This window comes from Variovorax sp. V35, assembly GCF_041154465.1.
In the GTDB taxonomy this organism is placed as follows: domain Bacteria; phylum Pseudomonadota; class Gammaproteobacteria; order Burkholderiales; family Burkholderiaceae_C; genus Variovorax; species Variovorax boronicumulans.
The window spans coordinates 6,015,288-6,036,018 of the sequence record NZ_AP028666.1; the positions used below are offsets into that span (position 1 = coordinate 6,015,288).

Here is a 20,731-nt window from a genome sequence, read left to right on the forward strand (position 1 = left end):
GGCCCGGGGTCAGACCGGCACGGTCAGGTACACGCCTTCGCGGCCGATCACCGGTGCGCGGGTCGGCATGAAGATCGTGCAGCCGTCGCAGGGCGAGCGGATCTCGCGCCCGGCCTGCACCGCGATCAGTTCACCTTGGTCGAAGGTCTCGAAACCGAGCACGGGCCGCACGAAGGCGAAGTCGTCCGATGTGACCATGTGGACCTCGAGCAGCCGGAAGCGGCGCGCGGCCACCGGCACGCGCGGCACCGGGTCGACGAGCCCGAGGTGCGCCAGAAAGCGCAGCGATACGTCGGTCGCCAGGTCGGCCGCCGACTGCGCGAAGTGCTGGCCGCACTCGACCACCACCGCGCCGCCGTCGATGCCCGGCTCGCCGTGCCGGCCGTACGCCGTGACGCCCGTGCCGGGCGCGGCGCCCACGGGCATCACGAGGTGCACCGCCGGACCGCCGACGGCCTGCGCCAACCCTGCATTGCGTTCGAACTCCGGGTAGACCCAGAAGGGCTGCACGGGCGCGCGCGTGGAATGGATGTCCAGCACGTAGTCGGCCGCGTCGAGCACCGGCCGCAGCTCGCGCGCGCGGCGCAGCTCGGGGCTGTCCCCGGTGCCGTCGAGCAGCTCGGGCGACCAGATGCGGTTCAGGTTGTGCACCAGCTGGCGGTTCTCGTAGGGCCGGCCGATGTCGAAGGCCTCGTAGGCCTCGACGTTCGCGAAGCTCACGGTGAGCGTGCCGATCTTCGGGCGCACGCCGCTGTCGAGCAGGTGCGTGGCCGCGACCATGCCGCAGATCTCGTTGCCGTGCGTGAGCGCGTTGACGAGCACGTGCGGGCCCGGCTTGCCGGACGCGAAGCGGTGCACGTAGTCGATGCCGGTGTTGCCCTGGCGGTAGGCCGAGAGGTCGCGCGGCAGCACCTCCAGCGGGGCGGTATCCGGTGCGAAAGCCTGCAGTGTCTGCGTCATGAAACCAGCCGTCCGCTCACTCGCCGCGGATGCCGGCGCGCTTGACCATCTCGCCATACAGCGCGAGCCGCTCCGACATCATGGCCGTGAACTGCGCGGGCGACTGCGCCTCGGGCGCGAGCGAGCCGCGCGCCAGCAGCGCCTCGACCATCGTCGGCTGCTCGGCCACCGTGCGCACGGCCTTGTGCAGCGCGGCGATGACCTCGGGCGGCGTCTTCGCGGGTGCGGCCAGGCCAATCCACGAGGTGGTGTTCAGCACCGGGTAGCCCAGTTCGGTGAAGGTCGGCACGTCGGGCAGCGCCGCGACGCGCGTGGGCGAGGCCACGGCCAGCGCGCGCAGCTTGCCGGCCTGGATGTGCGGCAGGAAGGGCGCGAGGTTGTCCAGGCCGAACTGCACTTCGTTGGAGATCAGCGCGGTCACCAGCGGGCCGCCGCCGCGGTAGGGCACGTGCGTGGCGTTGAGCTGCAGCTGCGACTTCATCAGCTCCACGTTGAGCTGGCCCATGCTGCCCGGCCCGGCGCTGCAGAAGTTGAGCTCGCCCGGGCGCGACTTCACCAGCGCCACGAACTCCTTGAAGGTCTTGGCGGGCACGGCCGGGTTCACCAGCAGCACGTTGATGGAGCGCGCGAGCTGGCTGATCGACAGGAAATCCTTGATCGGGTCGTAGCCCGGGTTGGCCTGCGTCAGCGGGTTGGCCAGGTGCGAGCTCTGCGACGACACCACGAGCGTGTAGCCGTCGGGCTTGGCGCGCGCCACCTGGGCGCTGGCGATGGAGCCGCCGGCGCCGGCGCGGTTGTCGATGACCACCGGCGTGCCCAGCGCCTTCGACAGCGGCTCGGCGTACAGACGCGCGATCAGGTCGACCGAGCCGCCGGCCGGGAACGGCACCACCAGCGTGACCGGGCGGGCCGGAAAGGCCTGGGCGCGAGCGGACAGGGGCAGCAGCGCCGCCGTCAGGCCGGCGCCGAGGATCTCGCGCCGGCGCAGGGCGGGCACGGCGGGGGTGGTGGAACGCATGGCAAGGTCTTTCTGCAGAAGAAGCGGGCAATCGGGCGGACAGGTCCGGCCGAAATCGTGCATTCATTTTTGCAAGGAGGTCCAATTTTTGCAATACTCGTTGCAAACATGAGGTTTCTCCGATGCCGCACGCAGACACCCCCGCCGCCCCCAGCCTGAACCAGCGCATCTCGGGCTATGGCAAGAAGCTCACGAAAAGCGAGCGACGCCTCATCGAGGAATTGCAGGCGCACCACCCGCAGGGGCTGCTCGAATCTGCAACGAGCCTTGCAAGAAAGGTGGGCACCAGCGCCTCGACCGTGGTGCGGCTGCTCGCCAAGCTGGGCTACGAGAGCTACGCCCAGGCGCAGATGGAGGCGCGTGCCGAAGTCACCGCCCTGCTCGCCTCGCCCGCCACGCGCGCCGACGCGGTCATCGGCGACGACACCTCCGTGCGCAGCTGCCTGGACAACGCGCTGCTGCACGACCAGCACAACCTGGCCGCCACCTTCGCGGCGCTCGACGTGGGCGCGTTCGAGGCGGCGGTGAAGCTGCTCACGCAGCGCAAGGTGCGCGTGCACGTGCTCGGCCAGCGCAACGGCCTGCCGCTGGCCAGTCACCTCGCGCTGAACCTGAACCTGTGCCTGCCCGACGTGCGGCTGCTGGGCGGCGCGGGCGCGCTGCCGCTGGAAGACCAGCTGCTGCGCATCGACGACAACGACCTGCTGCTCACCCTCACCTTCCGCCGCCACTCGCTCGCGATCGCGCGCACGGCGGCCTACTTCCGCGAGCAGGGTGCGAAGGTCGTCATGGTCACCGACAGCCCCACGGCGCCCGCGGCGGCCTCGGCCGATCACCTGCTGCTGGTGCGCACCTCCAGCGCCTCGCCCTTCGATTCGTACACGGCGGCGCTGTCGGTCTGCAATGCCTTGATCACCGCGGTGGCGCAGCGGCGCAAGAAGGAGCTGGCCGCCGTGTTCGAACGCGGCGCGGCGCTGTGGGAGCCGCACTGGAACGAGGCGGCGCCGCGCGCCGCCTGAGCCTCAGGCCACCGGGGTTCCGAGCCCCAGCAGGCGCACCGCGTTGTCCTTGAGGATGCCGGGCATCACCTCGGGCTTGAAGCCGGCGGCCTCGAAGTCCTTCATCCAGCGGTCGGGCGTGATCAGCGGGTAGTCGCTGCCGAACAGCACGCGGTCCTTCAGCAGCGTGTTGGCGTACTGCACCAGCTGCTTCGGAAAGTACTTGGGGCTCCAGCCCGACAGGTCGATCCACACGTTGGGCTTGTGCGTGGCCACGCTGAGCGCCTCGTCCTGCCAGGGGAAGCTGGGGTGGGCCATGACGATCTGCATGTCGGGGAAGTCGATGGCCACGTCGTCCAGGTGCATCGGGTTGCTGTACTCCAGCCGCAGGCCGCCGCCGCAGCGCATGCCCGAGCCGATGCCGCTGTGGCCGGTGTGGAAGATGGCCGGCAGCTTGTACTCGGCGATCACCTCGTAGATCGGCCAGGCCATGCGGTCGTAGGGGTGGTAGCCCTGCACGGTCGGGTGGAACTTGAAGCCCTTCACGCCGTGCTCCTCGATGAGCCGGCGCGCCTCGCGCGCGCCCATCTTTCCCTTGTGCGGATCGACGCTGCCGAAGGCAATCATGATGTCGCTGTTCTGCTGCGCCGCCTCGGCGATCTCCTCGTTCGGGATGCGGCGGCGGCCCATGTTCGACTCGGCGTCGACCATGAACATCACCAGCCCGATCTTCCTTTCACGGTAGTACGCCACGCTCTCGGCGATGGTGGGGCGGCGGTTCGAGCCGAAGAACTTGTCGGCCGCGCGGTCGTATTCCTCGCCGTAGTTGTCGAAAGGGTTCCAGCAGCTCACTTCGGCGTGGGTGTGGATGTCGATCGCGATCAGGTTCCGTGGGTCCATGTCGTTGTCTCCGGTTCGGGTAAGTCCCTAGGTTTCGGGAGGCTCCAATGCCTTGAATTGATTATTTCTCATAACCATAATCCAACGCAACCCCGCACACCATCATGACCAATCCAGACCTCCACCTCGACATCCGCGACGACGTCGCCATCGTTCGTCTCACGCGCGGCGCCAAGCGCAACGCGCTGTCCGACGGCCTGATCCTCGCGCTGCGCGACACCTTCGAGACGCTGCCCGCCACGGTGCGCGCGGCCGTGCTCGACGGCGAGGGCCCGCATTTCTGCGCCGGCCTGGACCTGAGCGAGCTCAAGGAGCGCGACGCCGGCCAGGGCATGCAGCACTCGCGCCTCTGGCACAGCGCGCTCGACCTGATCCAGCACGGCCCGGTGCCGGTGGTGGCGGCGCTGCACGGTGCGGTGGTCGGCGGCGGGCTCGAGCTGGCCAGCGCCTGCCACATCCGCGTGGCCGACCGCTCCACCTTCTACGCGCTGCCCGAAGGCTCGCGCGGCATCTTCGTGGGCGGCGGCGGCTCGGTGCGCATCCCCAAGCTGATCGGCGTGGCCCGCATGACCGACATGATGATGACCGGCCGCGTCTACAACGCCGAAGACGGCGAGCGCGCCAACTTCGCGCAGTACCTGGTCGACGAGGGCACCGCCTTCGACAAGGCCTTGGAGCTTGCCAAGCGCATCGCCACCAACGCGCCGCTCACCAACTACGCGCTGATGCACGCGCTGCCGCGCATCTCCGAGCAGTCGGCCGACCACGGCTTCTTCACCGAGGCGCTGATGTCGGGCATCGTCCAGGCCGCGCCCGAGGCCAAGGAACGCGTGCGCGACTTCCTCGAAGGCCGCGGCGCCAAGGTGAGCAAGGGATGACCGCCGTCCGCTACCGCCCGCTGGCCTTCGGCGTGACGCGCGCGGTGCTGCGCGACGGCGCGCCGGGCACGCGCTACCTCACGGCCGAGACGCCGCTGCAGGCCTACCGCGAACGCATGACCGACCGGCTCGCGCACTGGGCGCAGGTGGCGCCCGATCGCACCTTCATCGCACGCCGCGAGCGCCTGCCCGACGGCCGCACCGGCGACTGGCTGCGCGTGAGCTATGCGCAGGCGCTGGAAGAAGCGCGCGGTATCGGACAAGCCCTGCTCGATCGCGGCCTGAACGCCGAGCGCCCGGTCGTGATCCTCAGCGAGAACGGCATCGAGCATGCGCTGCTCGCGCTGGGCTGCCTCTACGCCGGCGTGCCCTACTGCCCCGTGTCGCCGCCCTATGCGATCGTGAGCCAGGACTACGACAAGCTGCGCCACGTCATCGACACGCTCACGCCCGGCCTGGTGTTCGCGGCCGACGCCGCGCGCTTCGCCAAGGCCATCGCGGCCACCGTGCCGGCCGGCACCGAGGTCGTGCTCGCCGAAGGCACGCTCGAAGGCCGCGCCACCACGCGCTTCGACGTGCTCGCCGCCACGCCGGCCACGCCCGCCATCGATGCGGCGATGCAGGCCACCGGCCCCGACACCATCACCAAGTTTCTTTTCACCTCGGGCTCGACCAAGATGCCCAAGGCGGTGATCAACACGCACCGCATGTGGTGCGCCAACCAGCAGCAGCTGCGCCAGTCGATTCCCGCGCTGGGCGACGAGCCGCCCGTGCTGGTCGACTGGCTGCCCTGGAACCACACCTTCGGCGGCAACCACAACGTGGGCATCGTGCTGGACAACGGCGGCACGCTGTTCATCGACGACGGCAAGCCCACGCCCACCGGCATGGCCGAGACGCTGCGCAACCTGCGCGAGATCGCGCCCACCATCTACTTCAACGTGCCCACCGGCTTCGAGGCGATTGCCAACGCGATGGAAAGCGACGCCGTGCTGCGCCGCAACCTGCTGTCGCGCGTGAAGATGTTCTTCTACTCGGGCGCCGCGCTCGCGCAGCCCGTGTGGGACAGCCTGCACCGCACGCAGGAATCGGAAGTCGGCGAGCGCATCGTGATGGGCACCGGCCTGGGCATGACCGAGTCGGGCCCCTTCGCGCTGTACGTGACCGGCCCCGACGTGAAGTCGGGCGACGTGGGCCTGCCGGCCGCCGGCATCGAGCTCAAGCTGATCGAGGTCGACGGCAAGACCGAGGTGCGCTACCGCGGCCCCAACATCACGCCCGGCTACTGGCGCGCGCCCGAAGCCACCGCCGAGGCCTTCGACGACGAAGGCTTCTTCTCCACCGGCGACGCGGTGAAGTGGATCGACGACCGCGACATCCACCGCGGCCTGCGCTTCGACGGCCGCATCGCCGAAGACTTCAAGCTCGCCACCGGCACCTTCGTGAGCGTGGGCCCGCTGCGCGCAAAGATCATCGCAGCCGGCTCGCCCTATGTGCAGGACGCGGTGCTCACGGGCATCAACCTGAAGGAAGTCGGCGCGCTGATCTTCACTACGCAGAAGGTGCGCCAGCTCTGCGATTTGCCCGGCGACGCCCCGCTGCAGCAGGTGCTCGAAAGCGCGCCGGTGCAGGCGCATTTCCAGCAGGTGGTGGACACGCTCGCGGCCGGCGCCACCGGCAGCGCCAACCGCATCGCGCGGCTGCATCTGATGGCCGAACCGCCCTCGATCGACAAGGGCGAAGTGACCGACAAGGGCTCGATCAACCAGCGCGCCGTGCTCAAGCACCGCGCCGCACTGGCCGATGCGCTGCACGCCGACACGCTGCCTTTCACGCTCAAGCCCCGCTAACCCAATCAGGAGACAACCCATGAAGATCGAAGGACAAGCCGCACTCGTCACCGGCGGCGCCTCGGGCCTCGGCGAGGCCACCGCGCGCGAACTCGCGCGCCTGGGCGCCAAGGTCGCGGTGCTCGACCGCAACGCAGCCCTCGCCGAAAAGGTGGCGGCCGAGATCGGCGGCGTCGCCTGCGTCTGCGACATCACCGACACCGACAGCGTGAACGCCGCGCTCGACAAGGCGCAGGCCGTACACGGCCCCGCGCGCATCCTGATGAACGTGGCCGGCATCGGCAGCGCCAAGCGCATCGTCGGCAAGGACGGCAACCCCGCGCCGCTCGAAGACTTCGTGCGCGTGGTCAACATCAACCTCATCGGCGGCTACAACATGGCGCGCCTGTTCGCGGCGCGCTGCGCCAAGCTCGACGCGCTCGACAACGGCGAAAAGGGCGTGATGCTCTTCACCGCCTCGGTCGCGGCCTTCGACGGCCAGGTGGGCCAGCAGGCCTACAGCGCCTCGAAGGGCGGCCTCGTCGGCATGACCCTGCCGATGGCGCGCGACCTCGCGCAGCACGCCATCCGCGTGTGCACCGTGGCGCCCGGCCTCTTCGCCACGCCGCTGCTGCTGGAGCTGCCCGAGCCGGTACAGCACTCGCTGGCCGCTTCGATCCCGTTCCCGCCGCGCCTGGGCAAGCCGTCTGAATTTGCCGAGCTGGCCTGCCACATCGTCACCAACGGCCACCTCAATGGCGAAGTGATTCGCCTCGACGGCGCCTTGCGCATGGCGCCGCGCTGATTCCCGCCCCCGCAGACAACCAGGAGACAAGACCATGACCACCCGACGCCAATTCACGGCGGCGCTCGGCGGCACCGCCGCGCTCGCCGCATTGCATCCCCTTGCCGCACTCGCCCAGGCAGTGCAGCAGCAGGTAAAGATCTACTACGGCTTCCCGGCCGGCAGCGCGGGCGACAGCGTGGCTCGCCGCGTGGCCGACAAGCTGGGCAACACGCCCTTCACCGCCACCAACCCGGTGGTCGAGAACAAGCCCGGCGCGGGCGGTCGCATCGCGCTCGACACGCTCAAGACCTCGCCGGCCGACGGTTCGGTGCTGTGTCTCGCGCAGGCCTCGGCGCTGTCGATCTACCCGCACATCTACACCAAGCTCAGCTACGCCATCCCCGACTTCGCGCCCATCTCCATCGGCGCCGTCATGACGCACGGCCTGGCCGTCGGACCGATGGTGCCGGCCAGCGTGAAGACGCTGAAGGACTACATCGCCTGGGCCAAGGCCAACCCCGGCCAGGCCAGCTACGGCTCGCCGGGCGCGGGCTCCACGCCCCACTTTCTGGGCGCGCTGCTGGGCCTGAGCACCGGCACCGACCTGCGCCACGTGCCCTACCGCGGTTCGCTGCCCGGCATCAACGACGTGGTGGGCGGCCAGATCGCCTCGTGCCTGACGCCCGCCGGCGACTGCCTGCCGTTCGCCAAGGCCGGCAAGCTGCGCGTGCTCGCCACCTCGGGCGCGCAGCGCCCCGCCTACCTGCCCGACGTGCCGACCTTCACCGAGCAGGGCTTCCCCGAGATCGTGGCCGACGAGTGGTTCGGCTTCTTCGCACCGGCGAAGACGCCGGCCGCGACCATCGCCGTCGCGAGCACCGCGATCCAGGCCGCGCTGAAGGACAAGGCCGTGGCCGACGGTCTGCTGTCGGTGGGCCTGATCGCGCACGGCTCCTCGCCCGAGGAGATGAAGAAATCGCTGCAGTCCGAGTACGAACGCTGGGGCCCGCTGGTCAAGAAGATCGGTTTCACCGCCGAGTCCTGAACCCGATGCACTACCAGCCCCGCCCCGAAGACGTCCGCTTCCTGTTGAACGCGGTGCTCGATGCGCCCACGCGCCTGCGCGCACTCGCGCCCTTCGCAGAGGTCGACGAGCCGCTGCAGTCGCAGGTGCTCGAAGAAGCCGCACGCTTCGTCGGCGAGGTGATCGCGCCGCTGAACCGCGAGGGCGACGAGGTGGGTTGTCGCTTCGATGGCGGCGAGGTCGTCACGCCACCGGGCTTTCGCGCGGCCTACCAGGCCTTCGTGGACGGTGGCTGGCCGGCGCTGTCGGCCGCCACCGAAGACGGCGGCCAGGGCCTGCCCGCGGTGCTCGAAGCCATCCTCTACGAATGGCTCAGCGCCGCGAACCACGGCTTCACCATGGCGCCGGGGCTGCTGCACGGCGCGTACGCCTGCCTCAAGCACCACGGCAGCGACGAATTGAAGGCGCGCTACCTGCAGAAGATCGCGACCGGCGAATGGCTCGCGACCATGTGCCTGACCGAAGCGCATGCCGGCAGCGACCTCGGCCAGGTGCGCACGCGCGCCACGGCGCAGGCCGACGGCAGCGTGCGCGTGAACGGCGGCAAGATCTTCATTTCGGGCGGCGAGCACGACCTCACGCCGAACATCGTGCACCTCGTGCTGTGCCGCCTGCCCGATGCACCGGCGGGGCCCAAGGGCCTGTCGCTGGCGCTGGTGCCGAAGCGGCTGCCCGACGGTGCGCGCAATGCGGTGCACTGCGAGCGCATCGAAGAAAAGATGGGCCTGCACGGCAGCCCGACCTGCACGATGCGCTTCGACGACGCCACCGGCTGGCTGGTCGGCGAGCCCGGTCGCGGGCTGGCCGCGATGTTCGTGATGATGAATGCGGCGCGCCTGCACGTGGCGCTGCAGGGCATCGGCCTGCTCGACGCCGCCTGGCAGAAGGCCGACGCCTATGCGGCCGAGCGCCGCCAGATGCGCGCGCCCGGCGCCGTGCCCGCCAGCCGCGGCAGCGAGGCGGCCGACCTGATCGCCGAGCATCCGGCCGTGCGCCGCATCCTCGACACCCAGCGCGCCTGGATCGAGGGCTCGCGCGCGCTGGCCTACCGCAGCGCGCTGATGCTCGACATCGCCACGCACGACAGCGACCCCAAGGCCCGCGAACGCGCGCAGCGCTGGTGCTCGCTCGTCACGCCGGTGCTCAAGGCCGCCTGCACGCAGCAGGCCTTCCACGGCGCGAGCGACTGCCTGCAGGTGTTCGGCGGCCACGGCTACGTGCGCGAATGGGGCGTCGAGCAGGTGGTGCGCGACGCGCGCGTGACCATGATCTACGAGGGCACCAACGAGATCCAGGCCATCGACCTGCTGGTGCGCAAGGTGCTGCCCGACGGCGGCGCGGCGCTGTCGGCCGTGCTGCTCGAGTTGCGCGACACGCTCGACGCCTCGCGCGAGGCCGATGCCGACGTGCAGCGCCGGCTGGCGCAGCTGCGTTACCTGGGCACCACGGTGGCGATGGCGGCGCACGCCAACCCCGTGCTGCCTTACGAGGTGGCGGACGACTTCCTGCGCGTGACGATCCTCACGCTGATGGCGTGGGCCTGGGCCCGCATCGAAGTGGCCGCGCCCGACGATGCGGATCGCCTTCGCGCCGCGGCGACCTTCCGGCGCTGGGTGCTGCCCGAATTCGAGATGCGCCTGGGCATCGTCAAGCGGGCTTGTGAGGGTGTCGCACTGGCGCATTCCGCACAAGAGGCGTCACGCTAGTTGTTCGAGAAAGCAACGCGCGGTTACGCTCGCCGCATGCCTCCTCCCGCGAAAACACCGTCCGCCAAAACCGAATCCGCCGCCCTGCCGTCCCCCCGCACGGACCGGCTCGACGCCCGCGTGCTCGAAGGGCTGGTCGGCTACAACGCCCGGCGCGCCTGGCTGATCGTGAGCACCGTGTTCGCCGACCGCATGGCGCCCTACGGCCTCAAGCAGATCGACTTCTCGGTGCTCTCGCTGCTGGCGCACAACCCGGGCGCCACCTCGCGGCAGCTGTGCAACACGCTGGACATCCTGCCGCCCAACCTCGTGAGCCTGGTGGCCACGCTGGACGGCCGCGGCCTCATCGAACGCCGTCCGCATCCGCACGACGGGCGCGCCGTCGGCCTGCACCTCACGCCGGCCGGCGAGACGCTGATCCGCGAGGCCGAGCAGGCCGTGGTGCAACTGGAAACCGAAGCCAGCAGCCGCCTGAGCACGCGCGAGCGCGAGACGCTCATCAAGCTGCTGCAGAAGATCTATCTCTGAGACCGGAGCGCGGCGACGCTGCGGCTACAGGCCGCGTTCCACCATGTCGATGAGGCGCTGCCCCAGCGCGTGCGTGGCCGTTGCGTCGACCCCGCGCAGCGGGCCGTCGATGATGAGCAACGCCAGCCCGTGCACCGCCGACCACGCGAGGTATTCGGCGCCCGGGCGCCGCGCCGGGTCGAGCAGGCCCGCGTCCACGAGCCGGTCGACGGCCGCGCCCAGCAACTCGAACGGGTTCATGCCGCTGGCGCCCGCGCCGTCGGGACCGACGTCGCCCTGCGCGTCTTCCGACACCACGAAGGCCGTGCGAAACAGCCCCGGCTGCGCCTGCGCAAAGCGCAGATAAGCGGTGCCGATGGCGCGCACCTGGGCGCGCGCGAAGTCGGCGGGCGGCTGGTCGCAGGGCAGCACGGCGAGTTCGCCCTCCATCGCCTTGGCCGCCTCCGACAGCGCCGCGGCGCGCACCGCCAGCAGCAGGTCGTGCCGGCTCGCGAAGTGGCGGTAGGCCGCATTCGGCACCACGCCCACGCGGCGCGTGGCCTCGCGCAGCACCACGGCACTGGGGCCCCCGTCCCGCGCCAGTTCGATGCCCGCATCCAGCAACGCACGGCGCAGATCGCCGTGGCGGTAGGTGCTGCGCGCGGGCGGCAGGCTTTCGGGAACGTTGTTGAGCTTCATCGCGACTCCATGTGGACACTGTCCATTATCTCTGCTATTCTTTGTGTACGGTGTACACAAAGTAATTCCATTGTTTTCGCGCAGACCCGTTGTGCCCGTGAACCAACCAAAAGGAAACGCCATGAAAGTCCAGTCTTACCTGTCCTTCGAAGGCCGTTGCGACGAAGCCATCGCCTTCTACAAGAAGGCGCTCGGCGCCGAGGTCGTGCAGCTGATGCGCTACAGCGAGGCGCCGGCCACCGGCGGCCCCGAGGGCGACCCCGAAGCCGGCTGCGCCGGCGGCATGCCCGGCCCTGACAAAGTGATGCATTCGGTCTTGCGCATCGGCCAGACCGAGCTCATGCTGTCCGACGGACGCTGCTCCGGCCAGGCCGAGTTCAAGGGAATCATGCTGTCGCTGTCGGCCGACAGCGACGCCGACGCCCGCAAGTGGTTCGACGCACTGGCCGATGGCGGCCAGGTGATGCAACCGCTGATCCCGACCTTCTTCACCACCAGCTTCGGCATGCTCAGCGACCGCTTCGGCGTGGGCTGGCTGCTGGTGGCGGACCCGGCCGCCGCGTGATGCGCGGGGGCTCGTTCTTCACTCTTCCCACACGCTTTTCTTCATCATGCTCAAGACCATCGTCCTCGCCGTCCTCGCGCTGATTGCCGCGCTGCTCATCTACGGCGCCACGCGGCCCGACAGCTTTCGCGTCGAGCGCACCACGCGCATCGACGCGCCGGCCGAAAAAATCTTTCCGCTGATCGACGACTTCCACCGCTGGGGCGCGTGGTCGCCCTACGAGAAGCTCGACCCGGCCATGAAGCGCAGCTACGGCGGCGCCGCCAGCGGCAAGGGCGCCACCTACGCCTGGGAAGGCAACAGCAAGGCGGGTGCGGGCACGATGGAAATCACCGAGTCGCAGCCGGCGTCGAAGGTTGCGATCAAGCTCGATTTCGTGAAGCCCTTCGAAGGCCACAACACGGCCGAGTTCACGCTGCAGCCGCAGGGCGGCGCCACGCAGGTCACCTGGGCGATGTACGGCCCGAGCCCCTACATGGCCAAGCTCATGGGCATCTTCTTCGACATGGATCAGATGATCGGCAAGGACTTCGAGGCGGGCCTGGCCAATCTGAAGAGCGCCACCGAGAAGTAGACGCCTCTTTCCTCCATCGACTCACCTCCATCACTCAAGGAACTCTCATGTCCCCCATCAACGCTTACCTCACGTTCGACGGCAACGCCGCCGAGGCCATGCGCTTTTACGAGAAGACGCTGCGCGGCACCATGCAGATGATGATGACCGTCGGCGAAGCCCCCGACACCGACCAGATGCCGGCCGAGGCCAAGAAGCGGATCATGCATGCGTCGCTCACTTACGGCGACGGCATCCTCATGGCCTCCGACACCATGCCGGGCCAGCCCTTCGAAGGCATGAAGGGCTTCGGCGTGGCGCTCACGCTCGACACCGTGGCCGAGGCGCGGCGCATCTTCGACGCCTTCGCCGACGGCGGCACGGTCGGCATGCCGTTCGAGAAGACCTTCTGGGTCGAAGGCTTCGGCATGGTGACCGACCGCTTCGGCACGCCCTGGCTCATCAACGGCGGCAAGGCGCTGGTCTGAGCACGGAGCCGCCTCTCTCTACTTTTTCCCTTCTTCGCAGGAAGCACCTTCCATGACCGAAACCCTCGACAACCGAAAGCGCTGGCTCGCCCTGATGGTGCTGTGCCTGGGCGTGCTGATGATCGTGCTGGACACCACGATCGTGAACGTGGCGTTGCCTTCGATCCGCACCGACCTCGGCTTTTCCGAGACGTCTTTGGTCTGGGTGGTGAACGCCTACATGCTGACCTTCGGCGGCTTCCTGCTGCTGGGCGGGCGGCTGGGCGACCTGTACGGCCACCGCCGCGTGTTCCTCGCGGGCCTGGTGCTGTTCACGCTGGCCTCGCTGGCCTGCGGGGTCTCGACCTCGCAGGGCCTGCTGGTGGCAGCGCGCGCGGTGCAGGGCCTGGGCGGCGCGGTGGTGTCGGCCGTGGCGCTCTCGCTGATCATGAACCTGTTCACCGAGCCGGCCGACCGCGCCAAGGCGATGGGCGTGTACGGCTTCGTGTGCGCGGGCGGCGGCAGCATCGGCGTGCTGCTGGGCGGCCTGCTCACCAGCACGCTGAGCTGGCACTGGATCTTCCTGGTCAACCTGCCGATCGGCGTGGCGGTGTATGCGCTGTGCGTGGCGCTGCTGCCCAACGCACGCGGCCATGCGCACGGCGAGAAGCTCGACGTGGCCGGCGCCATCACCGTCACCTCGTCGCTGATGCTCGCGGTGTACGGCGTGGTCAACGGCAATGAAGCGGGCTGGGGCTCCACGCAGACGATGGGCCTGCTCGGCGCGGCCGTGGTGCTGCTGGCCGTCTTCATCGCCATCGAGTCGCGCGTGCAGCATCCGCTGATGCCGCTCGGTTTGTTCAAGCTGCGCAGCGTGTCGGTGGCCAACGTGGTGGGCGTGCTGTGGGCCGCGGCCATGTTCGCGTGGTTCTTCATCTCGGCGCTGTACATGCAGCTGGTGCTGCAGTACACGCCGATGCAGATCGGGCTGGCCTTCCTGCCGGCCAACGTGATCATGGCGGTGTTCTCGCTCGGCCTCTCCGCAAAGATCGTGATGCGCTTCGGCATCCGCAAGCCGCTGGCGGCGGGGCTGTGGCTCGCGGCCCTCGGGCTGGCGCTGTTCGCGCGCGCGCCGGTCAACGGCAGCTTTGTGCTCGACGTGCTGCCCGGCATGGTGCTGCTGGGCCTGGGCGCGGGCATGGCCTTCAACCCGGTGCTGCTGGCGGCCATGAGCGAGGTCGACCCGGCCGACTCGGGCCTGGCCTCGGGCGTGGTCAACACCGCCTTCATGATGGGCGGCGCCCTGGGCCTGGCCGTGCTGGCCAGCGCCGCGGCGGCACGCACCACCGCCATGGCCACCGCCGGCGCGCAGACGCCGCTGGCGCTCACCGGTGGCTACAACCTGGCATTCCTGGTCGGCGCCGTGTTCGCGGCGGCGGCGGGTCTGATCGGGGTCCTGCTGCTTCGCCCGGCTGCGCCGGGACACACCCACAACAACAACGAAGCAGCGTCGGCCCCGGGCGCGGCGGGCAAGACAGCGTCGCCGTGAACGCGACGGCGCCATGCAGCCCCCGCTTTTTCTTTTTTTAACGTTTCTATCCCCTATTCAGGAGAACAGACATGGCTCGTTATGTAGACGGATTCATCGTCGCCATTCCCACCAAGAACGTCGAGGCCTACCGCAAGCTCGCACGCAAGGCCGGCAAGGTCTGGATGGAGTACGGCGCGCTCGAGTACGTGGAGTGCATCGCCGACGACGTGAAGCCCGGCAAGCTCACGTCGTTCCCTCAAAGCGTGAAGCTCAAGGCCGACGAGACCGTGGCCTTCTCGTGGATCACCTACAAGTCGCGCAAGCACCGCGACACGATCAACAAGAAGGTCATGGCCGACCCGCGCCTGGAGGCCATGATGGACATGAAGAACCTGCCGTTCGACGGCAAACGCATGATCTTCGGCGGCTTCAAGTCGATCGTGGAACTTTGACTCGCCCCCAGGCTTCGCGCACTGCGTGTCGCTTCTCCAACCCCCTACCGGGGGCAACACCTGAGGCCCGGCAAAGCCGGTTCCTCGGTGTTTCACGAAGGGGCCTGGCCTGCGGCCGGCCTCAGGCCAGGAAGCCGTCGTAGACGAGCTTCAGGCCCGTGAGCAGCATGCCCAGGTACACGAAGCGATAAAACCACGTCGCATCGATGCGGCGTGCGATGCGGATGCCGATCCACACGCCCAGCGGTGCGATCGGCATCAGCACGAGCGAGGTGGCCAGCGTGCGAAAGTCGAGCAGGCCGAGCCACGCGTAGGGAATCCACTTGCTGAGATTCACCACGAAGAAGAAGTGGGCCATGGTCGCCGTGAATACCACGGGCTTGAGCTTCAACGGGATCACGTAGGCGTTGATCGGCGGCCCGCCCGCATGCGCGATGAAGCTGGTGAAGCCCGACACGGTCGTCAGCACCGCGCCCACCGCGCGCGACGGCAGCGGGTCGTTGGGCTTGGGCGGGAACAGCAGGCGCTGCGCCAAAAACACCAGCGTGAACACGCCCACGATGCCCGCCACCGTGTGGGCCGACAGCACGCGAAACAGCAGCGTGCCGATCACCGTGCCGACCAGCCCGAACGGAACCAGGAACTTGAGCAGCGAGCGGTCGAAGTCGCGCCGGAACGCGGCCAGGCCGAGCAGGTCCATGAGCAGCAGCAGCGGCATCAGGATCGCCGCCGCCTGCGGCACGGTGACGGCCAGCGCCATCATCGGCACGGCCAGCGACCCGAATCCGGCGCCGAAGCCGCTCTTGCTGATGCCGAGCAGCAGCACGGCGGGGACGGCGACCGCGTAGAACGACGGGTCGGTGATGAGGGGAAAAACCATGGGGAAACCAGCAGCGCAGAAAAAAGCCCGCCAGGGGCAGGCGGGCCGTCCGGGAGCGTAGCAGGAAGCCCGGTTTCCTGCCGACGGCCCACCCCGGCCACGCCTCACGGGAGAACCCGCTTGACAGCGTTTTCGAGATTTATGACATTTATGATCATAAATACCCGAAACGCAGATGCCCCCTTCCCAACCCAAGCCTTCGCTCACGCGCGACAAGCGCGTGAAGCGTTCCGACCAGGTGGTCGACAACATCAAGCGCTGGGTCGTGCAGACCCAGCAGCAGGTCGGCAACAAGCTGCCGCAGGAGAAAGAGCTGATCGAGCAGCTCGGCGTGTCGCGCGGCACGGTGCGCGAGGCGCTGGCCGCGCTGCAGGTGCAGGGGCTGGTCGCAATCAGCACCGGTCCTAACGGCGGCGCCACGCTCACGCAGGCCTCGTACGAGCAGTGCCTGCAGGCGGTGTCGAACTTCCTGTACTTCCAGCCGGTCGACATCACGATGCTGTACGCGCTGCGGCGCGTGGTCGAGCCCGAGCTGGCCGCCAACGTGGCCACGCGCCTCACCGAGGCCGACCTGGCCGCGCTGGAGGCGCTGATCGGCCACAGCCACCCGGCGCACGGCGGCAGCGCCGACTGGAACGAGCGCCGCGAGGCCGACCTGCTGTTCCATGACCGGCTGGCCGAGGCCTGCAGCAGCCCCTTCCTGGCGCTGGTGTGCCGCCTGCTCAACGACGTGATCCGCCGCGTGATCATCGTGCGCAACGCGCTCACCGAGTTCGACCAGTTCGACGAGGAGATCGTCGACAGCCACACCGAACTGCTCGACGCGCTGCGCGCCCGCGACCCCACGCGTGCGCGCGAGGTCATGCGCGTGCACATGGAACACGCCGAAGCCCTGGCCCTGGAGGCCGAATCCCGCGTCGACCGCGGCAGCCTGCTCATGAAGAAACCGACCGGCTGACGCCCGCGCGGCGCACGCTGATCCGCGTCGCCGCCGCCCTCTTCTCCTGCTCTCTCTTGCCTTCACCCCGGTCGCGCCGGGGTGCGGGGTTTCCTTTGCCTGAACTTTCCCGAAGACCTCCCATGACTGCATCCCCCGCCCTCTGGCAGCGCAGCGCCACCGACCTCGCCGACGCCGTGCGCCGCCGCGAGCTGTCCTGCCGCGAAGTGACGACCAGCGTGCTCGCGCGCATCGCCGAACTCAACCCGCGCCTCAATGCCCTGGCCGAAGTGCTGGCCGACGAAGCCCTGGCCAGCGCCGACGCCGCGGACGCGCGCACCCTGCGCGGCGAAGCGCTGGGCCCGCTGCACGGCGTGCCGGTCAGCATCAAGGTCAACGTCGACCAGGCCGGCCACGCCACCACCAACGGCGTGATCCCGTTGAAGGACCACATCGCCCGCGAAGACGCGCCGGTGGTGGCGCACTGGCGCAGCGCGGGCGCCGTCATCGTGGGGCGCAGCAACACCGCGACCTACTCGTCGCGCTGGTTCACCGACAACGGCGTGCACGGCCGCACACTGAACCCGTGGGACGCAGCCATCACCCCCGGCGGCTCCAGCGGCGGCGCGGCTTCGGCGGTGGCCAGCGGCATGGGCGCGCTGGCGCACGGCAACGACATCGGCGGCTCCATCCGCTACCCCGCGTACGCCTGCGGCGTGGCCGGCCTGCGCCCCACGGCCGGCCGCGTGCCGGCCTTCAACCCGAGCGCGACGAGCGAGCGCGGCATCACGCCGCAGCTCATGTCGGTGCAGGGGCCGCTGGCGCGCAGCATCGCCGACCTGCGACTGGGCTACGAGGCCATGGCGCGCCCCGACGCGCGCGACCCGAACTGGGTGCCGGTGCCGCACGAGCTGCCGCGCCCCACCGGCCCGATCCGCGTGGCGCTGTTCAAGCGCGCGCCGGGCATCCCGGTCGACCCGTCCGTCACGCAGGCGCTGGACGACGCCGCGCGCTGGCTGCAGCAGGCGGGCTACGCGGTCGACGAAGCCGAGCTGCCCTGCTTCGGCGAAGCCGCCGCCTTGTGGCGCACGCTGATCGTGGACGACACGCGCCGCAACATCATCGCGGGCGTCGAGCAGCACGGCGACGACCTCATGCGGCGCAGCCAGCGCTACCTGCTCGAAGGCATGGCCGAGACCGACCGCGACGGTTTTCTGGACGCGCTCGCGCGGCGCCAGGCGCTGCTGCGCAGCTGGTCGGTGTTCATGCAGACCCATCCGCTGGTGCTGATGCCCGTGTCGTGGCAGCGCCCCTGCCCGCAGGACGAAGACGTCGCCAGCCTGGAACGCGCCCGCGCCCTCATCGACGCCCAGAGCCCGTTGCTCGCGACCGCCGCGCTGGGCATGCCGGGCCTCGCGGTGCCCACCGGCATGGCCGGCGGCGCGCCCATGGGCGTGCAGCTGCTGGCCTGGCGCTTCCGCGAAGACCTGCTGCTGGAGGCCGGCCAGGCGATCGAGGACGCGGCCCGCTTCATGCCGCTGGTCGCGCAGTGATCTTTCTTTTTCTGTTCTTCCAACGATTCCAACCACCCGGAGACTTTCGATGACCCCCTTCACTTTCCCCACCGGCGCTGCGCTCTCGCGGCGCGGCCTCATCCGCGCGGCAGCGGCCACGGGCCTGGGCGGCCTGCTGCCGTACGGCGCGAACGCGCAGCCGGCGGTCAACCGCCTGATCGTGCCCTTCCCGGCCGGCGGCCCGGCCGACTTCATGGGCCGGCTGCTGTCCGAAAAGCTCAAGGACGAACTCGGCCGCCCCGTCATGGTCGACAACCGCCCCGGCGCCGGCACGCGCCTGGCGGCCGAGGTGCTGAAGAACAGCCCCGCCGACGGCACCACCATGCTGCTGGCGCCGGTCGACCCGATGTTCATCGGCCCCGCCATCTACGCCAACATGCGCTTCAACCCGGCCACCGACTTCAAGCCCGTGACCGACGTGAGCGGCATCCAGTTCGGCCTGGCCGTGAGCGCCGCCTCGCCGGTGAAAACGCTGGCCCAGTTCGTCCAGGCCGCCAAGGCGAACCCCGACCAGGGCTCGATCGGCATCACCACCGTGGGTTCGCTGCTGCACTTCCTGGCCATGGACTTCGTGGCCCTGTCGCGCAGCGGCGCCACCCTGGTGCCCTACCGCGGCGGCGCGGCCATGGTCACCGAGCTGATCGGCGGCCAGGTCGCCTCGGGCATGGACGCCACCACCACCCTCACCGAGTACCACCGCGCGGGCAAGCTGCGCGTGCTGGCGGTGGCCGGCGACAAGCGCGCCGACGGCCTGCCCGACGTGCCGACCTTCGCCGAGTCGGGCTACCCGACGCTCGTGGCCTCGTCGCGCTACGTGCTGTACGCCCACGCCAACACCGCGCCTGCCACGCTGGCGCAGTGGAACCGGGCCGTGCGCAAGGTGCTGGCCCTGCCCGACGTGCGCGAAAAGCTCGGCCGCGTGGGCTACGACCTGCTGCCCGGCGCCTCGACCGAAGAGGTGGTGCGCTACACCGACGCGCTGGCCGCGCGCTGGCTGCCGGTGATCAAGGCCTCGGGCTACAAGGGCGACTGAGGCCCCGCGGCCGCGACCCAACCGCCGAAAAGTGTGCGTAAACGCACCGACCGGCGGCGGCGGGGCTCTCACACTGGCATGGCAACCGCCGCAGTCCGCGGCGGCCTTCTTCCTTTTTTCTTCCACTCAAGGATTCGCCATGAACACCCAGGCTGCCCCGATCGCCTCCGCCGCTTCGGCGTCTTCCTCCTCGTCGTTCCTTGCCACGCCCGCGGCCCGCGACGACGCCGGCAAGCTGGTGCTGCGCGTGTCGGTCGGCGTGCTGATGCTGCTGCACGGCATCTTCAAGCTCTCGGCCGGCGTCGGCTTCATCGGCGGCATGCTGGCCAAGGCCGGCCTGCCGGGCGGGCTGGCGTACCTCGTGTTCGTGGGCGAGATCGTCGCGCCGCTCCTGATGATCGCGGGCCTGTGGACGCGCGCCGCCGCCGCCGTGGTGGTGATCAACATGCTCTTCGCCTTCGGTCTCGTGCACATGGCCGACCTGTTCGCGCTGACCAAGCAGGGCGGCTGGGCGCTGGAACTGCAGGGCCTGTACCTGTTCGGCGCGCTGAGCGTGGCGCTGATGGGCGCGGGCCGCTACAGCGTGGCGGGCCCGAACGGCCGCTGGAACTGAGCGGACCGGGTCAGTCGCCGCGCACCTGCGACACCATCAGCGCCAGGCGCTCGGCATCGGCCACCACCAGCGCCTTGCCGTCCTTGCGCAGCACGCCGCCGCGCACCAGCGTGTTGAGTTCGCGGGTCACCTGCTCGCGGTTGGTGCTGATCTGGCTGGCCAGCGCCGCGTGCTTGGGTGCGGGCTCCAGCCGGGCCTCGTTGCCGTCGATGCCGGCCTCGCGCGCCAGGCGCAGCAGCTCGGCATGCAGGCGGTTCTGCACGCCCAGCGTGCTCAGGTCGATCACCCGCTCCGACAGCTGCCGCACCAGCGCGGCCAGCCGCTGCATCACGCGCTCGGCCACCAGCGGCTCTTCGCGCAGCAGCGCCAGGAAGGCCGCACGGTCCAGGCTGGCGACCACGCAGGGTTCGAGCGTGACCACGTCGGCCGAACGCGGCCCGCCGTCCAAGGCGGCGATGTCGCCGAAATGCGCGCCGGCCTCCGAATCGCGGAACGTCACCTGCCGGCCGTTGGCCGCGTAGGTCGTCACCCGCACGCGGCCCGACACCAGCAGGAACACCTCCCCCTGCAGGTCGGCGCGCAGCATCAGCGGCTTGCCGGCCGCCACGCTGTGCCACAGGCACTGGCGCGCCAGATGGTCGAAGCGGTCGTCGGAGAGGCCTTCGAGCAGCGCGATGCGGCGCAGCGCGAGGCTGGAGCGGGGGGTGGGTTCGGGTAGGGCCATGCCGGTGGTCATCGAGGCGCGCGCATTATGCTCGGG

The 20,731-nt window shown here is 69.7% G+C and carries 22 protein-coding genes; 16 read left to right on the plus strand and 6 right to left on the minus strand.

Annotation, left to right across the window (positions count from 1 at the left end):
• Positions 1–9: 9 nt before the first annotated feature.
• Both ACAM42_RS27730 and ACAM42_RS27735 read right to left on the minus strand, forming a co-directional pair.
• A complete protein-coding gene (locus ACAM42_RS27730) occupies positions 10–960 on the minus strand; it encodes a succinylglutamate desuccinylase/aspartoacylase family protein (RefSeq protein WP_369630070.1) in 951 nt (316 codons plus the stop codon).
• Between the two features lie 16 nt (positions 961–976).
• Positions 977–1,978: a tripartite tricarboxylate transporter substrate binding protein gene (locus ACAM42_RS27735; protein WP_070061958.1), complete on the minus strand. Its 1,002-nt coding sequence runs from the start codon at positions 1,976–1,978 to the stop codon at positions 977–979.
• A gap of 122 nt (positions 1,979–2,100) precedes the next feature.
• On the opposite strand from ACAM42_RS27735, the gene ACAM42_RS27740 reads away from it, so the two are divergent.
• Entirely contained in the window at positions 2,101–2,997 is an 897-nt protein-coding gene (locus ACAM42_RS27740) for a MurR/RpiR family transcriptional regulator (RefSeq protein ID WP_369630071.1), read from the plus strand.
• A gap of 3 nt (positions 2,998–3,000) precedes the next feature.
• Here ACAM42_RS27740 and ACAM42_RS27745 read toward each other — a convergent pair whose 3' ends face one another.
• Positions 3,001–3,876 carry an amidohydrolase family protein gene (locus ACAM42_RS27745; RefSeq protein WP_369630072.1) on the minus strand — a complete coding sequence of 292 codons (876 nt, stop codon included), beginning with the start codon at positions 3,874–3,876 and terminating at the stop codon, positions 3,001–3,003.
• 104 nt (positions 3,877–3,980) lie between these two features.
• Between ACAM42_RS27745 and ACAM42_RS27750 the strand changes: the two genes are divergently transcribed.
• The 6 genes from ACAM42_RS27750 to ACAM42_RS27775 are packed head-to-tail and all read left to right on the plus strand — an operon-like array spanning position 3,981 to position 10,688.
• The gene (locus ACAM42_RS27750; protein WP_095746702.1) at positions 3,981–4,754 is read left to right on the plus strand and encodes a crotonase/enoyl-CoA hydratase family protein; all 774 of its coding nucleotides are present in this window, start codon (positions 3,981–3,983) and stop codon (positions 4,752–4,754) included.
• Positions 4,751–6,604 carry a feruloyl-CoA synthase gene (locus tag ACAM42_RS27755; protein ID WP_369630073.1) on the plus strand — a complete coding sequence of 618 codons (1,854 nt, stop codon included), beginning with the start codon at positions 4,751–4,753 and terminating at the stop codon, positions 6,602–6,604. The genes ACAM42_RS27750 and ACAM42_RS27755 overlap by 4 nt, the downstream gene beginning before the upstream one ends.
• 19 nt (positions 6,605–6,623) lie before the next feature.
• Complete coding sequence (locus tag ACAM42_RS27760; RefSeq protein WP_354342252.1) at positions 6,624–7,388, plus strand: SDR family NAD(P)-dependent oxidoreductase; 765 nt, start codon at positions 6,624–6,626, stop codon at positions 7,386–7,388.
• A 34-nt stretch (positions 7,389–7,422) separates the two neighbouring features.
• On the plus strand, positions 7,423–8,415 hold the full coding sequence (locus ACAM42_RS27765; RefSeq protein ID WP_062479517.1) for a Bug family tripartite tricarboxylate transporter substrate binding protein: 993 nt from the start codon (positions 7,423–7,425) through the stop codon (positions 8,413–8,415).
• A gap of 5 nt (positions 8,416–8,420) precedes the next feature.
• Complete coding sequence (locus ACAM42_RS27770) at positions 8,421–10,160, plus strand: acyl-CoA dehydrogenase family protein (protein WP_369630074.1); 1,740 nt, start codon at positions 8,421–8,423, stop codon at positions 10,158–10,160.
• Positions 10,161–10,196: 36 nt separating this feature from the next.
• A complete protein-coding gene (locus ACAM42_RS27775; protein ID WP_070061951.1) occupies positions 10,197–10,688 on the plus strand; it encodes a MarR family winged helix-turn-helix transcriptional regulator in 492 nt (163 codons plus the stop codon).
• Between the two features lie 24 nt (positions 10,689–10,712).
• On the opposite strand, the gene ACAM42_RS27780 is transcribed toward ACAM42_RS27775, so the two are convergent.
• Positions 10,713–11,366, minus strand: a complete 654-nt coding sequence (locus ACAM42_RS27780; RefSeq protein WP_062479525.1) for a TetR/AcrR family transcriptional regulator — start codon at positions 11,364–11,366, stop codon at positions 10,713–10,715.
• Between the two features lie 121 nt (positions 11,367–11,487).
• Between ACAM42_RS27780 and ACAM42_RS27785 the strand changes: the two genes are divergently transcribed.
• From ACAM42_RS27785 to ACAM42_RS27805, 5 genes are all read left to right on the plus strand, one after another.
• Positions 11,488–11,931, plus strand: coding sequence for a VOC family protein (locus tag ACAM42_RS27785; RefSeq protein ID WP_095951004.1), 444 nt, complete (start codon positions 11,488–11,490; stop codon positions 11,929–11,931).
• 46 nt (positions 11,932–11,977) lie between these two features.
• A complete protein-coding gene (locus ACAM42_RS27790; protein ID WP_369630075.1) occupies positions 11,978–12,505 on the plus strand; it encodes an SRPBCC family protein in 528 nt (175 codons plus the stop codon).
• Between the two features lie 47 nt (positions 12,506–12,552).
• Positions 12,553–12,972: a VOC family protein gene (locus ACAM42_RS27795; protein WP_095746708.1), complete on the plus strand. Its 420-nt coding sequence runs from the start codon at positions 12,553–12,555 to the stop codon at positions 12,970–12,972.
• Positions 12,973–13,024: 52 nt separating this feature from the next.
• A complete protein-coding gene (locus ACAM42_RS27800; RefSeq protein ID WP_369630076.1) occupies positions 13,025–14,500 on the plus strand; it encodes a DHA2 family efflux MFS transporter permease subunit in 1,476 nt (491 codons plus the stop codon).
• A 71-nt stretch (positions 14,501–14,571) separates the two neighbouring features.
• Positions 14,572–14,934 (plus strand): DUF1428 domain-containing protein, encoded by a 363-nt coding sequence (locus tag ACAM42_RS27805; RefSeq protein WP_062479540.1) that lies wholly within the window; start codon positions 14,572–14,574, stop codon positions 14,932–14,934.
• 121 nt (positions 14,935–15,055) lie between these two features.
• On the opposite strand, the gene ACAM42_RS27810 is transcribed toward ACAM42_RS27805, so the two are convergent.
• Positions 15,056–15,814 carry a sulfite exporter TauE/SafE family protein gene (locus ACAM42_RS27810; protein ID WP_369630077.1) on the minus strand — a complete coding sequence of 253 codons (759 nt, stop codon included), beginning with the start codon at positions 15,812–15,814 and terminating at the stop codon, positions 15,056–15,058.
• Positions 15,815–15,989: 175 nt separating this feature from the next.
• Here ACAM42_RS27810 and ACAM42_RS27815 point away from each other — a divergent pair, with 175 nt between their 5' ends.
• The 4 genes from ACAM42_RS27815 to ACAM42_RS27830 all read left to right on the plus strand — a co-directional run bounded on the left by ACAM42_RS27815 (position 15,990) and on the right by ACAM42_RS27830 (position 19,971).
• Positions 15,990–16,772 carry a FadR/GntR family transcriptional regulator gene (locus ACAM42_RS27815; RefSeq protein WP_369630078.1) on the plus strand — a complete coding sequence of 261 codons (783 nt, stop codon included), beginning with the start codon at positions 15,990–15,992 and terminating at the stop codon, positions 16,770–16,772.
• Between the two features lie 122 nt (positions 16,773–16,894).
• Positions 16,895–18,304, plus strand: coding sequence for an amidase family protein (locus ACAM42_RS27820; RefSeq protein WP_369630079.1), 1,410 nt, complete (start codon positions 16,895–16,897; stop codon positions 18,302–18,304).
• 49 nt (positions 18,305–18,353) lie between these two features.
• Entirely contained in the window at positions 18,354–19,358 is a 1,005-nt protein-coding gene (locus ACAM42_RS27825) for a tripartite tricarboxylate transporter substrate-binding protein (protein WP_139699961.1), read from the plus strand.
• 139 nt (positions 19,359–19,497) lie between these two features.
• Positions 19,498–19,971: a DoxX family protein gene (locus ACAM42_RS27830; RefSeq protein WP_070061943.1), complete on the plus strand. Its 474-nt coding sequence runs from the start codon at positions 19,498–19,500 to the stop codon at positions 19,969–19,971.
• Positions 19,972–19,981: 10 nt separating this feature from the next.
• Here the strand turns inward: ACAM42_RS27830 and ACAM42_RS27835 are convergent, their stop codons facing one another.
• Positions 19,982–20,707: a Crp/Fnr family transcriptional regulator gene (locus ACAM42_RS27835; RefSeq protein WP_139700373.1), complete on the minus strand. Its 726-nt coding sequence runs from the start codon at positions 20,705–20,707 to the stop codon at positions 19,982–19,984.
• Positions 20,708–20,731 lie beyond the last annotated feature (24 nt).